Here is a 15,495-nt window from a genome sequence, read left to right as displayed (position 1 = left end):
CGGTAAGTGATACTCGGATGATCTTTGTTCGACAATGCCGACACTCGTTCCTTGACCGGCTCCAGGGGGCGACCTAACGTCCGGGTGCGGCCGTGAGGCAGATCACCCCACCTCACGGACCGGTCGCCCGGCGTGCGGCGCCGGGGACCGTCACGTCGAGGAGGAAGCATGGCGGAGCGACCGAAGATCCCGGGGCCCGCGGCGGAACTCGCCGCCGAGTTCGCCGGGACGATGATCCTCATCCTGTTCGGAGTCGGTGTCGTGGCACAGGTCGCGGCGGGCGGGATCGGCGACCACGACAGCATCGCGTGGGCCTGGGGCCTCGGCGTCACGCTCGGCGTGTACGTCGCGGGCCGGCTCAGCGGCGCGCATCTCAATCCGGCGGTCACGTTCGCGCTGGCGGTCTTCAAGGGCTTCTCGTGGCGCAAGGTGCTGCCGTACATGCTGGCCCAGACCGCGGGCGCGTTCGTCGCCGCGCTCATCGTCCGGTGGAACTACACCGAGGTGCTCGCCAAGGTCGACCCCGGCCACACCATCAAGACCCAGGGCGTCTTCTCCACCCTGCCCGGCAACGGCACGCTGCCCGTCCACACCTGGGGCGCGCTGCGCGACCAGATCATCGGCACGGCCATCCTCCTCTTCCTGATCCTCGTTCTCACCGACCTGCGCAACTCGCCGCCGCTCGCCAACCTCACCCCGTTCCTCATCGGCCTGGTCGTGGTGGCGATCGGGATGGCATGGGGCACCGACGCCGGCTACGCCATCAACCCGGCGCGCGACTTCGGGCCGCGGCTCGCCTCGTTCATCACCGGGTACGGGGGCGCCTGGCGAGACCAGTACGGCGAACTGTACTTCTGGGTGCCCATCGTCGGCCCGCTGATCGGGGCCCTGGTCGGCGCGGGCCTCTACCAGGCGCTCATCGGCCGCTTCCTGCCCGACGAGCCGGAGCCGGAGCCGGCGGCGCCCGTCCCCGCCGAGCCCGCGGCCAAGACCGCCTGAACCAGCCAACCGACCCCGATCAGACAAGGTGACACGCATGCCGGACTTCGTCGGAGCGATCGACCAGGGAACGACCAGCACCCGTTTCATGATCTTCGATCACGGCGGCAACGAGATCGCCCGCCACCAGCTCGAACACCAGCAGATCCTGCCCCAGGCCGGCTGGGTCGAGCACAACCCCACCGAGATCTGGGAACGCACCCGGGCCGTCATCCAGACCGCCCTCAACAAGGCCGACCTCACCGCGGCCGACCTCGCCGCCCTCGGCATCACCAACCAGCGCGAGACGACCCTCGTCTGGAACCGCCGGACCGGGCGCCCGTACTACAACGCGATCGTCTGGCAGGACACCCGGACCGACCGCATCGCCGCCGCCCTCGACCGGGACGGCCGCGGCGAGGTCATCCGCCGCAAGGCGGGACTGCCTCCGGCGACGTACTTCTCCGGCGGGAAGATCCAGTGGATCCTGGAGAACGTCGAGGGGGTCGCCGAGGCCGCCGAGGCGGGTGAGGCGATCTTCGGCACGACCGACACCTGGATCGTGTGGAACCTGACCGGCGGCCCCGACGGCGGCGTGCACGTCACCGACCCGACCAACGCCAGCCGCACCATGCTGATGAACCTGGAGACGCTCGACTGGGACGACGAGCTGCTGTCGTTCTTCGGTGTCCCCCGCGCCATGCTCCCGGAGATCAAGCCGTCCTCCACCCCCGAGCCGTACGGCCTCACCCAGCGGCTCGGCCCGCTCGGCGGCGAGGTGCCGATCTCCGGAATCCTCGGCGACCAGCAGGCCGCCACCGTCGGGCAGGTGTGCTTCGCCCCCGGCGAGGCCAAGAACACCTACGGCACCGGCAACTTCCTGCTGCTCAACACCGGCAACGAGCTGGTGCGCTCCAAGAACGGCCTGCTCACCACGGTCTGCTACCAGTTCGGCTCGGAGAAGCCCGTCTACGCCCTGGAAGGCTCGATCGCGGTCACCGGGTCGGCCGTGCAGTGGCTGCGCGACCAGCTCGGCATCATCTCCGGCGCGTCGCAGAGCGAGTCCCTCGCCCGTCAGGTGGAGGACAACGGCGGCGTCTACTTCGTGCCCGCCTTCTCCGGCCTGTTCGCCCCGTACTGGCGCAGCGACGCCCGCGGCGCCATCGTCGGCCTCTCGCGCTTCAACACCAACGCCCACCTCGCCCGCGCCACCCTTGAATCCATCTGCTACCAGACGCGCGACGTCGTCGAGGCCATGCGCCAGGACTCCGGGGTCACCCTGGACGTGCTCCGCGTGGACGGCGGAGTCACAGCCAACGAGCTGTGCATGCAGCTGCAGGCCGACATCCTCGGCGTCCCCGTCTCCAAGCCGGTCGTCGCTGAGACGACCGCTCTCGGCGCGGCCTACGCGGCGGGTCTGGCGGTCGGGTTCTGGGAGTCCACCGACGAGCTCAAGCAGAACTGGAACGAGGACCGCCGCTGGCAGCCCGAGTGGAGCGGCGACCAGCGCGAGACCGGCTACGCGGGCTGGAAAAAGGCGGTCAGCCGCACCCTGGACTGGGTGGACGTTCCGTAACGGGCCGGCAGAGGGGCCGGGCATGGACCCCCGCATCATGCCCGGCCCTTTCCGTCAGCACTGGCGAATTCCTTGTCACGCGCGGAGTGGAAGCGGGCGCTGGCAAATAGATACCGTTGTTTGAGTGAGCTACCTGCGCCGCATCCTCCTGTCGCTGCTCCTCACCGCCACCGTGCTCGCCACCGTGCTCGCCGGCGACCTGACGGCCGCCAGGGCCGACGTCCCGCTCCCCAACTTCGACCGCCTCCAGCCGTCGGCCGACCCCGTACGGCTGACGAGCTCTCCGCGTCCGCTGAACGTCAGCTACACCCACAACGGGAAGACGCACACCCTCCAGGACTATCTCCACCGGACCGCGCAGGGCCTGGTGGTCCTGGACGGCACCCAGGTCGTCAAGGAGTGGTACGCGCCGGGCTACTCCGCCGACTCGGTGTTCCAGTCGTGGTCCATCGCCAAGGGATTCACCGCCCACGCGATCGGCATCGCCATCTCCGAAGGCAAGATCGGCTCACTGGACGACCCGGTCGCGACGTACGTGCCCGAGCTCGCCCGGCACGCCTACGGGCCGGTCACCATCCGCAACCTGCTACGGATGACCTCCGGCATCAAGTGGGACGGCCAGCTCGACGACATCTCGCTCCAGGTCGTCCTCAGCATGGGCTGGACGACGACCCTCAAGTACGCCGCCGCCCAGACCAGCGCCGTGCCGCAGGGCACCACGTACAACTACAACAGCATGAACAGCGCCGTCCTGGCCCTGGTGCTCGCCCGGGCGACCGGCCGCCCGTACCACCAGTACGTCCAGGACAAGATCTGGGGACCGGCCGGGATGGCCTCCACGGCGTTCGTCGGCAACGACTCACACGGCAACGCCATGGGCTACTGCTGCTACTACGCCCGCGACCGCGACTTCGCCCGCTGGGGCCTGACGCTGCTGCGCGGCGGCCAGGCGAACGGACGCCAGGTGATCCCCGCCTCCTGGCTGGCCTACGCCTCCACGCCCAACCCCCTGCAGCCCGACCACGACGTGACCGGCGGAGTGCTCGACGGCTCGGACGGCTACTGGTACGGCGGGTTCGGCGGCCAGATCGTCTACGTCTCGACCAGGCACCGCGTCGTGATCGTCAAGACCACGCTCTACAGCGTGCACGAGGACGAGACCCTCCCCGCCATGCGCGCCACGGCCGCCGAGGTGGCCGCCACCCGCTGAGTCAGGTTTGCGGCGAAGAGTGGCGAGACTGGTCGATAATGTCGTGCCACGGATGCCGAAAACCGAAGAGCTGTGGGGGTTGCTGTGACGGGGCGTCATGCGCTGCTCATCGGAGTCCCCCAGTGTGACGACGACCGGTTCAGCGAGATCGGCGACGTCGTGCGCAACGACGTCCGCAGCATGCGGCGGGCCCTGGAGCAGTCCGGCTATTCGGTGACCACGTTCGGCACCGACGGCGGCCCGGAGCCCAGCCGCACCCGCCTCAGGCGCGCGATCGACACCGCGTGCCGGCAGGCGCCGCGCGACGGCGTGCTGCTGCTCTACTTCTCCGGCCACGGCGTCAGCGTCGGCGGGCAGGACTACCTGGTCCCCAGTGACGCCGACCGGGACGGCGGCACCGCCGACCTGGTGCCGGTCGTCCCGGCGGACCTGGCCGAGTGCCGCGCCCGGCTGGTGGTCTTCTTCGTCGACGCCTGCCGGGACGACCCGGCGCAGGAACGCGAGCCGGGCGCGGTCGGCGGGGTCGTCCCCTATCCGGCCGACGGCTCGTTCGTGCTCGTCACCGGGTGCGAGGCGGGCCAGCGCTGTCACTACACCGAGACCGGGAGCGTCTTCACGCAGGCGCTGGCGCAGGTGCTCGACCGGCGGCACCCCGCGCGCACGCTCGTGGAGGTCATCGACGAGGTCTCGCTGGAGATCCGGCGGCGGGCCGCGCGGAACGAGGCGTTGCGGCAGTCGCCCGACGTCCGCCACCGCACGATGCTCATGGACGCCAAGGACGTCGTCGTCTGCGACGGCGACGAGCTGACCGGGGCATGGCGGAGGGCCGCCGGCGACACCGAGCTCTGGCAGCGCTGCGACCAGGAGGACTCCGCCCGCGAGGCGGTGCTCGCGCTGGTCGAGGGATCGGCCCGCCGATGCGGCGAGGCGTACGGGACGCTGCGCGAGCGGGTCGGCATCGACGATCCCTGGTTCGACCAGAACCATCCGATCCGGACGCTGGAGCGCATGACGATGCTGCTCGGCGACGCGACCCGGCTGGGCCCGGCAGAGGTCGCCGCCCTCATCGCCGCGCCGTTCCTGCGCGAGGTCGTGCTCGCCGAGGGCATCCGGCTCACCGCCGGCATCGCGCCCACCGACTTCACCCGTACGTACCGGGAAGGCCCGCGCACCGACCTGGAGATCACGCACGAGATGCACCAGCAGGTGCTGCGCCGTGCGGAGGGCCTGGACCGCCGGGGGCTCACCAAGGAACGGGACGCGCTGGCGATGTGGCTGGTGCACCAGTGGCTCGCGACCCGGCAGTCGCTCTGGCACGGCGCCGCGGCGGCCGACTGCTACCAGCGCGGCGCCCGGCTGCTGGACGGCCACGCCACCGGGCTGACGGCCCGCGAGCTGCCCAAGCTCACCGAGGCGCTCCTGCGCGCGGTCGGCGCCCGGCCCGGCGATCCCATCGTCGTGGAACGCCTCGGCGCCGCCTACGTGGACGACCGGTGGCGGGCGCTGGCCGCCGTGCTGTGGCTGGGCGGCATCATGGCCGCGGACCTGCGCCGGATGCCGCCGGTCATCGCCGACCACATCGGCACGCGCATGGAGCTGCCCCTGTCGGCGATGAAGAACGCGGCCGACCGGCTGACCTGGGCCCGCCGGGAGGACGCCCTCGAACTCCAGATGTCCTGCGACCATCCCGCGCAGCACGCCGCGTTCGAGGACGTCGTCGCGTGCGCCGCGGCCGCCCGCACGACGATCGCCGGGCTCGCCCTGGACAAGGAGATCGCGGCCGCGCTGCCCGCCCGCTTCACCGACCGGGGTCTGCGCCCGGAGCGGCGCCCCGACGACACGGCCGCCTTCGAGGTGCCGCTGTCGCGGTTCCGGCTCGCCGAGGACAAGGTCCGCGAGCTGCTGATGGGCCGTCAGCTCTACGACGACCCCGCGCTGGCCATCCGCGAGCTCTACCAGAACGCGCTGGACGCCTGCCGCTACCGCGACACCCGGCTGGAGGGCCTGCGCCTTTCCCGCCGTGATCCAGGCGGCTGGAACGGCCGGATCGTGTTCCGCCAGGGGTTCGAGGAGGGGCGCGAGTACATCGAGTGCGAGGACAACGGTGTCGGCATGGACACCGAGACGCTCAAGCAGGTCTTCGCGAGCGCGGGCGAGCGGTTCGTGTACCGCGAGTCGTTCCGTGCCGAGCAGGCGGCCTGGCAGGAGCTCGACCCGCCGCTGCAGCTGGTCTCCAACAGCCAGTTCGGCGTCGGCGTCTTCAGCTACTTCATGCTCGCCGACGAGATCACCGTCCTGACGCGGCCGGTCGGCCTGAACGGCATCGCGTCCGACCGGGCGCACCGCGTCGACATCGCCAGCAACGGGAGCCTCTTCCAGATCACCACCGCGGACGTCCTGCCCGCGGGTGGCACGCGCGTGCGCCTCTACATGACGGCGAACGACGAGCGCGTCAACGTCCTCACGACCATGCGCAAGCTGCTGTGGATCTCCGATTACCGGGTCGAGGTCACGGCCCACGACTCGGCGACCGAGGTCTGGAAACCCCGGGAGCTGCGCTACCAGGACGAGACGGCCGTGTCGCTGAAGTGCGGCGAGGACCTGTGGTGGGTGTCGGACGAGGGCGGGCTCGCCGCCGACGGCATCCGCACCAACGAGGAGATCTTCGGCCTGATCCTCAACCTGCGCGACACCCGCAGGCCGCAGTTCACCGTCGACCGCAAGAAGCTCCGCAACTGGGACAAGAAGTGGGTGCGGGCCTGCATCGAAAGGTCCCTGCCCAAGTTGCTCAACTGGCCAGGGCTCACGCTGTCCTGGTTGTGGCAGGTGACCGAGTCGGCGCCCGAGGTCGCCCAGCAGATCTTCGACTATCTGGTGAGGGAGAACGCCTCCATTCCGGTCGGCAGCGTCTGGGGTCACGGCGCCAGAGTGGCCGTGGGAGACATGGGATGCTTTCCCAAAGACGGGGAGCTCTTCAACCCCGAGAACTGGGCCCGCTATTACGCCCGTTGGTTCTCCGCCTGGCGTGCGGGCCGCTGGGCACGGCTCGTCGGATCCCGACCCCATGCGATGACGGCACCGCACGTCGTCAACGGCGAAGGGCTGCCGGCCGTCGATCCGACCGACGCGGAACTTCTGAGCAACCTGAACCACCTGCACAACGACGGGATTTTGTACGTCGACGAGCTCCTGCTCGCGGCCGTGCACACCGATCAGCCGCTGTCGGACCGGCTCCGCAGACTTCGCCGCTTCGCCATCACGGGACTGCCCATCGGCGAGATTCGTTCCTGTCCCCCTGTCGCGCTGACGCTGGCGAAGAAGGAGGATTTCCCGCTGGTCCGGGCCCTCGCCGCCTGGTCACCGCCAGGTTCGCCGCCACGGCGCCGGGTGGCGGGCTGGCTGGTCAAGGCCTCTGCCGAACTCGACCTGCCGCTCGGTCAGGTGCTCGCCCGGGCCTCCGATCACATGCCGGACGGCTGGTCGGCCCCGGACATCGTGCTCGGCACGCTCGCTGAGTACACGTGCACCAGCGCGGACGCGAAGCTCCTTTCGACCGACCTGGACGGCATCCCGCCCTGGGCAGAGGAGCCGCTGACGCCCTCGCACATCGTCGCGGCCAGCGCGGCCACAGGCCGCGAGGTCAGCCAGGTGTTGACGATGTGCGACACTTTCGCGCCTCTCGGGGTCGAGGTGGCGGCCCGCGACGCGTACCCGGCGGAGCCGACCGCCATGGAGATCGAGGCCCTCCGGCACGTGTACTCCCCGGGCACGCCGCTGGTGCCCCTCCAGCTTCTGATGGTCGCTGCCAAGGTAGGAGGGACGCTGGCCGACGCGCATCAAGGGCTGCGCAGGCTCGATGACCTCGGTCTGGTGCGGCTCCCCGACATCACCGCCCTGCCGGACTACGCGCCGAAGGCCGAGGACCTGGATTTCATCGAGACGCACTTGATGGAGTACACGCCCGCACTGCGCCGACGCAGGTTCATCCGCGAGAAGCCGTGCGGCCGGCTCGCCATGATCCTCAAAGCGCGGCGCACGTCCCAGAGATCCATCGCACGGGCAGCCGCTCTCGTGCCCTTCGCGTCGCCTACCGAACCGGTCACCTACCCCGAACTCGTGAATCTGGCGCGGGAGTACTACTGCTCCATCGCGGACGCGCGGAACGCCGTGCTGGACGCCTACCCTGAGGCTGACGTGCCGGACGTCACCCCGGCGTGCGAGTCCCTCTACGCGCACTTCGAAATCGCCCCGGTCCTCCTGGACCTGACACGCTGGGGACGCAAGGGGCCGGTGACCTGGCAGATCGAGCCGGGCGACATCGTCAGCGGCGCCGTGTCCTTCGGACGGTCCATCGGCGATTTCCTCAGCATGATCGAGCCCTATCGCCAACTCGGCGCCCCCGTCCCCGAGCTCTCCGCCGAGGTCCGCGCCCAGCTCGGTGAGGTGTTCCCCGACGAGTACGACGAGGACATGCTCACGGTCTCCGGCCACATGAACTACGACTTCTACATCTCGGAGATCGATCCGCTCCGGCTCGTCCAGATCTCCGGCCGGCTGGGCTGGACGCCCGCCGAGACCCACCGGCGGTTGTCGGCGCTGACGGCGATCGGCGTCCGGCAGGACTATCCCATCGCGGCGCCGCCCGCGGAGATCGTCCGCTGGCAGGACCTGCTGCTGCTGACCGAGCACCTGGACGGGCACGCGCCCGCCGTGTCGGGGCGGGTGACCGGTGACCACGTCGAGCGTGCCGCCGAGGCGACCGGTGAGTCCCCCGCCTGGATCGCCGAACGTCTGCGTCACTACGCCCCGCTGTTCGCCCTCGACCTGGAGCCCCCCGTTGCCTGACATCGACCACCACCGCGAGATCGGCTACGTCGAGACCGAGTTCGACGTGCAGACGGCGTTCACCGTCACGGCGCGTCCCGACGGCCTTGAGATCTCCGGCAACTGCCCGGCGTGCGGCGGCCGGACGCGCCTGACGCTCGAACGCGGCAGCCCGGAGGGCACCAAGGGCTGGTTCCGTCCGCGCAGGGCCGCCGAGCCGCCGCGCACCGTGACGGTCTTCTGCGTGTGCGGGCACATGCACGCCGACCGTCCCGAGGACGCCGCCGACAACGGCTGCGGCGCCTTCTGGAGCGTCGAACTCCAGTGAGCATCGACCGCAAGCGGTGGGCGCAGCGCGCCCAGGAACTGAAGTTCACCCAGCTCGACGCGGCGCGCAAGCAGGCCGACGGCTGGCGGACGGGCCTCGGCGGCCTCACCGCCCTGCTGAGCGTGGTCCTCATCGTCAAGGGCCGCGACACCATCAGCTCGCTGACCCCCGGGTTCCGGTGGGGCGTCGTCCTGCTCCTCGCCGCCGGGCTCGGCATGCTCGTGGCGGCGACGCTGCTCACGGTCCGCGCGGCGGCGGGCAGGCCGGGACAGGACATCCTGCTCAGCGGCGAAACGCTCCGCTCGTGGACGCTCGACGAGGTCAGGCGGGTCGCGGGCGCGATCCGCCTCGCGGCCTGGCTGGCGACGACCGCGATCGCCTGCCTGGCGCTGGCGATCGGCCTCACCTGGCTCGGCCCCGAGGCCAGGCCGGCGGGCACGCTGATGGACGTCCGTCACGACGCGGGCCACGTGTGCGGTGAGATCACCGGCGCCGACGGCCGCCAACTGATCATCAAGACGGCGACGCCGACCGTGGTCCCCCTGTCGGCGGTCATCTCCATGAAGCCGGTGCGCTCCTGCAAGTAGCCCGGTGCGCGGGGTCGCTGCAGATAGGGACATAGGGAACGAAAGTACTGTTTTCGCATGTCATCATGGTGATCGTCGCGAAGTGGAGGAGTCATGGACGTCGAGCGGACCTCATTGCCGGGCATCGGGTTGCGGCACGTGTTCACCACCGAACGCGGGCGGCAGCTCGGAGTGGTGTCGCACCGCACCGGCCGCCGGGACCTGGTGGTCTACGACAAGGACGATCCCGACACCTGCGTGGTGTCGGTCGCGCTGACCGGCGAGGAGGCCAACGGGCTGGCCGAGCTGCTGGACAGCGACCGGGTGGTGGAGCGGCTCGCCGAGCTGCACCGGCAGGTCGAGGGCCTCGTCACCGAGCAGCTCCCGATCGCGGCCGGATCGCCGTTCGCCGGCCGGCCGCTGGCCGCCACGCAGGCGCGCACCCGCACCGGCGCGTCGATCGTGGCGGTGGTCCGCGCCGGGAACGTGATCGCCAGCCCGCGGCCGGACTTCGTCTTCGCGGCCGGCGACATCGTGGTCGCGGTCGGCACGGGCGAGGGCACCGCGGCGGTGGCCGACATCCTGGCCAGCGGGTGACGGGCGGATGCACGGTGCGGTCCAACTGATCGAGCTCGGCGCCATCGTCCTCGTCCTCGGGCTGCTGGGCGCGGTCGCCGTCCGGTTCTCCATCTCGGCGATCCCCCTCTACCTCGTGGCGGGCCTCGCGTTCGGCTCCGGCGGGATCATCCCGCTGGGCGCCAGCGAGGACTTCGTCGCGATCGGCGCCGAGGTCGGGGTGATCCTGCTGCTGTTCACCCTCGGCCTCGAATACACCGCGGGCGAGCTGGTGGGCACGTTGCGGTCGTCGGCCCCCGTGGGCGTGGCCGACCTGCTGCTCAACGCCACACCGGGCGTGCTGGCGGCCCTGCTCCTCGGCTGGGGGCCGGTGGCCGCCGTCGCCCTCGGCGGCATCACCTATGTCACGTCGTCCGGCATCACCGCCAAGGTGATGGGCGACCTCGGCTGGCTGGGCAACAGGGAGACGCCGGCGGTGTTGTCGATCCTCGTGTTCGAGGACCTGGCGATGGCCGCCTACCTGCCCATCCTCACCGCCGTCCTGGCCGGGGCCTCACTGCTCGCGGGCGCGACCACGCTCGGCATCGCCGCGCTGACGATCGCGGTGATCCTTTTCATCGCGCTGCGGCACGGGCGGCTGGTCGAACGGTTCGTCGCCAGCCCCACCGACGAGGTCCTGCTGCTCAAGGTACTCGGCCTGACCCTGCTCGTCGCCGGGCTCGCCCAGCAGCTGCAGGTCTCGGCCGCTGTCGGCGCGTTCCTGGTCGGCATCGCGCTGTCCGGCCCGCTCGCGCACACCGCGCGGGACCTGCTCGCCCCGCTGCGGGACCTGTTCGCCGCCGTGTTCTTCGTCTTCTTCGGGCTCCACACCGATCCGGCCGACCTGCCGCCCGTCCTCGGGATCGCGGCGGCGCTCGCCGCCGCGGGCATCGCCACCAAGCTCGGCACCGGATGGCTGGCCGCACGCCGCGCGGGCGTCGCCACCACCGGACGGCTCCGCGCCGGGGCGGCGCTCGTCCCGCGCGGCGAGTTCAACATCGTCATCGCGGGTCTGGCGGTCTCCGCCGGGATCAATCCCAGGCTCGGTCCGCTCGCCGCCGCCTACGTCCTCATCCTGGCCATCGCCGGCCCGTTGCTGGCCCGTACGGCCGAACCGCTGGCCCGGTCCCTCCGGACGGCGCGCGAACGCCGGGCCGCCGGCCGCCTGGATCCGAGCCCGGCGCCGTCCATCGAGCAGAACGATCAGCCGCTACTTGGTGATATCCCAAATGAGAGATAGCGTCGCCGGTATGCGGGCCGCCGAGCAGATCCAGGGACGGTATGTACTGCCGTCCTTCACCGAACGGACCTCCTACGGCGTCAAGGAGATGGATCCGTACAACAAGCTCTTCCAGGAAAGGATCATCTTCCTCGGGGTGCAGGTGGACGACACGTCGGCCAACGACGTCATCGCCCAGCTGCTGACCCTGGAGACGCTGGACCCGGACCGCGACATCAGCATCTACATCAACTCCCCCGGCGGCTCGTTCACCGCGATGGCCGCCATCTACGACACCATGAACTTCGTCCGCCCCGAGATCCAGACGGTGTGCCTCGGGCAGGCGGCCGCGGCGGCGGCACTGGTGCTCGCGGCCGGCACCCCGGGCAAGCGGCTGGCGCTGCCGCACTGCCGGATCATGCTGCACCAGCCGGGCATCGAGGGCACCCGCGGGCAGTCCAGCGACCTGGAGATCATGGCGAACGAGATCCTGCGGATGCGGGAACTGATGGAGGACACGCTCGCCAAGCACACCGGCAGGCCGGTCGGCCAGATCCGCACGGACCTCGAACGGCACCGGTTCTACAGCGCCGACGAGGCCAAGGAGTACGGGATCGTCGACGACGTGGTGTCCAACCGCGTGATGCGGCCGCCCAGCCCCAACCGCAGGTGACGTTCCGGGCATCCAACGCCGCCCGCGGGGCTCACCCGAGGCGGTAGGCGCGGGTGACGGTCTGCACGACGCCGTTGCCCGCGGAGTCGGTGGCGGTGGCGCGGAGCGACACGTACTCGGCGCCGGCGGGCGGCCGGATCGTGACGCTGCCGAAGACCGCCGAGCCGGTCAGCCGGAGCGGCCGCCACGTGGCACCGTCGTCGAACGACGCCTCGACCGTGAGGGTCTTCGGCACGGCGCCGGGCGCGCCCGCACTCCGCCTGACCCAGACCGGGACGATGGTCGCCCGGTCCTTCGGCGCGGCGTTGTGCCCGTTCAGGCCGGTGGGCAGGTACGCGACCGACAACAGCGGCAGCACCCGCTTTTCCCCGGGCGCCGTGCGGGACGAGGTGAAGGTCCAGGTCGAGTCCACCTTGGCCGACAGCGTCGCGAGCGGGTCGTCGCGGGTCAGCGACTGCTGGAGGGTGTAGGTCGCCGCCTCCGGCGCGAGGGTGGCGTCGAGCCAGTACCAGTTCCATCCCTGTGGAACACGCCGTTCGGCGATCACCGTGCCGCCCCTGCTGAGCCGCAGCGTTCCGCCGAGCGTGCCGTCCATGCCGCAGCCGTCCAGCGCGCCGGTGAACGGGCAGCCGGTCTCGGCGCGCAGCGCGTCGCCCGTACGGGTGCTTCCGCCGTCCGGCACGGGCCCCAGGACCGCCGCGTTGATCAGGTCGGCCTGCGGCCCCGCCCGATAGCTGCGCGGCCCCCGGCTGATCCGGATACCGCCGTCGAGGGGATCGTTCTCGAACTGCCAGAGGCTCGTGTGCCAGGCGACGTCCCTGCCCGCCCTCAGGTAGAGGGTGAACGACCCGGGCACGGGCCGCGTCACCCCCATCGCCTCCCCGCCGAACAGGCCCGAGCCGGGATGTGAGGCCGACCACCGGAACCAGCCCCGCGTGGCGGCTCCCTGGGAACGCACGTCGGTGAGGATGCGCGCGAGCTCGGCCCGCCGGGTGCGCAGTCCGGGGTCGGAAGGGATGGCGCCGTCGGCGTACCTGTAGTCGCGGAAGACGTAGGGGCTCGGCTGCTCCGGGCCGGAACCCTCGCGTTCCCAGAGGGTGGAGACGTCGTAGCCGAGGCCGGGACCGGCCGCGGGCTGCACGGAGATCCGCCGCCGCGCGTCCCCGCGAAGATGGAGCGAGGATCCCGCCGTTCCGCGCTGCCAGATGAGCTGCGCCGCGGCTCCGGTCAGCACGGCGTCCGGCTGGTCGTTGGTGAGCTCGACCGGGGCGGTGCGCCGCGCGTCGAGCGGGATCTCGCGGGTTCCGGGCGCGAGGTCGTACACCTGCGTGAAACCGGTGGTCCAGGTGTCCTTGGTGTCCACGGCGCCGGAGATCAGGTACGTCCCGGCCGGCACCCGCGCGCTCACCACGCCGTCGTCGTCCGGCTGGGGGTAGACGTAGTCGCCCGTCTGGACGTTGACGATCGTGACGAAGGAGTTGCCCGCGTTGCCCGGATCGCCGTCCCGGTCGGTGATCGGCAGCCTGAGCGAGGTGGTGGGCGGCTCGACGTACGCGCCGACCGGCGTTCTGAGGGCCGGTGTGCCGTCGGCGGCCGTCGCGGTGAGGTAGCCGCTGAACGCCCCGGCCTTGATCCCTCCGGTGGCGCTCAGGCCGCGCAGTGTCAGCGTGACGGTCTCCCGGCCGCCCGCCGGGACGGTGATCCGCTCCCTGTCGAGCGTGGCGGACTCGGCCGGAAGCGGCGCGCCCCCTTGCTGCGCGACCAGCGCCACGCCGAGGGTCAGGCCGAGCGGCGCGTCCCCGTCGTTGGTGTAGGTGATCTTCCTCGTCACCACGGGGGCCTCGCCCGCGTCACTCCATCGAACGGTGGCGTGCACGCTCGCCGGCGACGTGGTGAGCTCCTGTGAGACGGCCTTGGCGACGTCCACCCGCCCCGAGCCCTGCGTGTAGGTGTCGACGCCGGGCAGGTTCTTGGCCGCGGCCATGAGAGCGGCCTTGAGGCGTTCGCCCGTCCAGTCCGGGTGCCGCTGCGCGAGGATCGCCGCCGCGCCGGCCACGTGCGGTGTGGCGGCCGACGTGCCGGACAGGCGGGTGTAGTGGTCGTCCACGGGCGAGCCTGCCCGGGTGTTCTTCGCCCGGGCCGCGACGATGCCCTCGCCCGGCGCGAGGACCTCGGGCTTCACCGAGTAGTCCTGGGGACGCGGTCCTTGCGCCGTCACCCAGGGGCGGTCCTCGCGGTCGACGCTGCTGACGGCCAGGGCTGACCCGGCTGCGGCGGGCAGGCCCACGAGCCCCGGCGCGGGGAACCAGTAGTCGCCGACGGCCGCGACGAACAACGTGCCGGTCTCGGCCGACAGCTCCTCGACCGCCTGCTCGACCGGATCGACCGCGGTGGAGTCGCAGAAGCAGTAGACGCTCAGGTTGACGACCTTGGCCCGGGCCTCCCGGGCGGCCCACGCCATGCCGCCGAGCACCCACGACTCCTGGCCCTGCCCCGCGTCGTCGACGACCTTCCCGCTGACGATCTCGGCGTCCGGCGCGACGCCGCGGTACTTCCCTCCTGAGGCGGCGCCGGAGCCCGCCAGGATCGAGGCGACGTGGGTACCGTGGCCCACCTTGTCGTCGGCGGACCCGGACGAGGTGAAGTCGCGGCTCTCGGTGACGGCCGAGCTCAGGTCGGGGTGCGCGCGGTCCACGCCGGAGTCCAGCACGGCCACCTTGACGCCCTTGCCGGTGAGGCCGCGCTGCCAGGCCACCGGCGCGCCGATCCGCGGCACGCTGCCGTCCGTCGCGACCTTGATCTGAGCGTCGAGCCAGAGCCGGGCGTCGGGGTCGGCGACGAAGTCCCGCCACAGCTCGGGCAGCCTCGACTTGTCGGCCTGCAGTGCCGTGAGGCCCGTACCGGCGATCGTGCGGGCGGACCGCGCCTGTGCCCTGAGCGCGCCGCCCGGCCGCCGCGCGATCAGCGGCAGCCGATCGCGGCGCGCGTCGTCATGCCCCTCGGCGAGCAGCCGGTCCACCTCGAAGAGCCGCGGGTCGAGCCGGCCCGCGGCGATCAGCGGCTGGACGTCGAAGGGGCGCACCGTGATCCGGTCCTTCGTGACCACGGTCGAGAACGACGCCGCGCGCCCCGGCCCGGAGGTGACGGAGACCGAGGGCGGCCGGCCCGTCCGCGGGACGACCGTGACCTGGTCACCGGTGACGAGGGTGACCGTCCGCGGCGGTGCCCCGGCGGGCGCGGCCGTCGCGTCCGGTGGTACGGGCGGCTCCGCCACGGCGGTTCCCGCGCCGGACACGGTCGCGGCCGCGATCACTGCGATCGAGGCACAGGTCCACCGGAACGCCGCTCTCCCCCGCACCGCTCTCACCACGGTGGCCACCCCTCTCCCAACAGCGCCAGCCAATAGTGGCACGGTTCGGCAATTCGATGCCAGATGAACGGTTTGTCTCGGTTGGGGCACGGGTGCATAGCATGCGGATCCGGGCCCTGCCTCGGGGCCGTCTACG

General features: G+C 71.4%; 10 protein-coding genes. 9 read left to right on the top strand and 1 reads right to left on the bottom strand.

What is annotated here, in order from left to right; translation table 11 throughout:
* The first annotated feature begins 168 nt into the window (after window positions 1-168).
* The 9 genes from ABD333_RS26120 to ABD333_RS26080 all read left to right on the top strand — a co-directional run bounded on the left by ABD333_RS26120 (window position 169) and on the right by ABD333_RS26080 (window position 11,989).
* On the top strand, window positions 169-999 hold the full coding sequence (locus tag ABD333_RS26120) for an MIP/aquaporin family protein (protein ID WP_344545062.1): 831 nt from the start codon (window positions 169-171) through the stop codon (window positions 997-999).
* 37 nt (window positions 1,000-1,036) lie between these two features.
* The gene (gene glpK, locus ABD333_RS26115; protein WP_344545060.1) at window positions 1,037-2,554 is read left to right on the top strand and encodes a glycerol kinase GlpK; all 1,518 of its coding nucleotides are present in this window, start codon (window positions 1,037-1,039) and stop codon (window positions 2,552-2,554) included.
* A gap of 124 nt (window positions 2,555-2,678) precedes the next feature.
* Window positions 2,679-3,764, top strand: a complete 1,086-nt coding sequence (locus ABD333_RS26110; protein ID WP_344545058.1) for a serine hydrolase domain-containing protein — start codon at window positions 2,679-2,681, stop codon at window positions 3,762-3,764.
* Between the two features lie 84 nt (window positions 3,765-3,848).
* The gene (locus ABD333_RS26105; RefSeq protein WP_344545056.1) at window positions 3,849-8,609 is read left to right on the top strand and encodes an HD domain-containing protein; all 4,761 of its coding nucleotides are present in this window, start codon (window positions 3,849-3,851) and stop codon (window positions 8,607-8,609) included.
* On the top strand, window positions 8,602-8,916 hold the full coding sequence (locus tag ABD333_RS26100; protein WP_344545054.1) for a hypothetical protein: 315 nt from the start codon (window positions 8,602-8,604) through the stop codon (window positions 8,914-8,916). Before ABD333_RS26105 ends, ABD333_RS26100 begins: the two co-directional genes overlap by 8 nt.
* Entirely contained in the window at window positions 8,913-9,503 is a 591-nt protein-coding gene (locus ABD333_RS26095) for a hypothetical protein (RefSeq protein WP_344545052.1), read from the top strand. The genes ABD333_RS26100 and ABD333_RS26095 overlap by 4 nt, the downstream gene beginning before the upstream one ends.
* Window positions 9,504-9,596: 93 nt before the next feature.
* Entirely contained in the window at window positions 9,597-10,079 is a 483-nt protein-coding gene (locus ABD333_RS26090; protein WP_344545050.1) for a cation:proton antiporter regulatory subunit, read from the top strand.
* Between the two features lie 7 nt (window positions 10,080-10,086).
* Window positions 10,087-11,337: a cation:proton antiporter gene (locus ABD333_RS26085; RefSeq protein ID WP_344545048.1), complete on the top strand. Its 1,251-nt coding sequence runs from the start codon at window positions 10,087-10,089 to the stop codon at window positions 11,335-11,337.
* Window positions 11,327-11,989 carry an ATP-dependent Clp protease proteolytic subunit gene (locus tag ABD333_RS26080; RefSeq protein WP_410556466.1) on the top strand — a complete coding sequence of 221 codons (663 nt, stop codon included), beginning with the start codon at window positions 11,327-11,329 and terminating at the stop codon, window positions 11,987-11,989. Before ABD333_RS26085 ends, ABD333_RS26080 begins: the two co-directional genes overlap by 11 nt.
* 31 nt (window positions 11,990-12,020) lie before the next feature.
* On the opposite strand, the gene ABD333_RS26075 is transcribed toward ABD333_RS26080, so the two are convergent.
* Window positions 12,021-15,347, bottom strand: a complete 3,327-nt coding sequence (locus ABD333_RS26075; RefSeq protein WP_344545044.1) for a S8 family serine peptidase — start codon at window positions 15,345-15,347, stop codon at window positions 12,021-12,023.
* Between the last annotated feature and the right edge of the window lie 148 nt (window positions 15,348-15,495).

This window comes from Actinomadura fulvescens (assembly GCF_039533225.1).
Classification (GTDB): Bacteria; Actinomycetota; Actinomycetes; order Streptosporangiales; family Streptosporangiaceae; genus Spirillospora; species Spirillospora fulvescens.
This window is presented reverse-complemented; position numbering and strand designations above follow the sequence as displayed.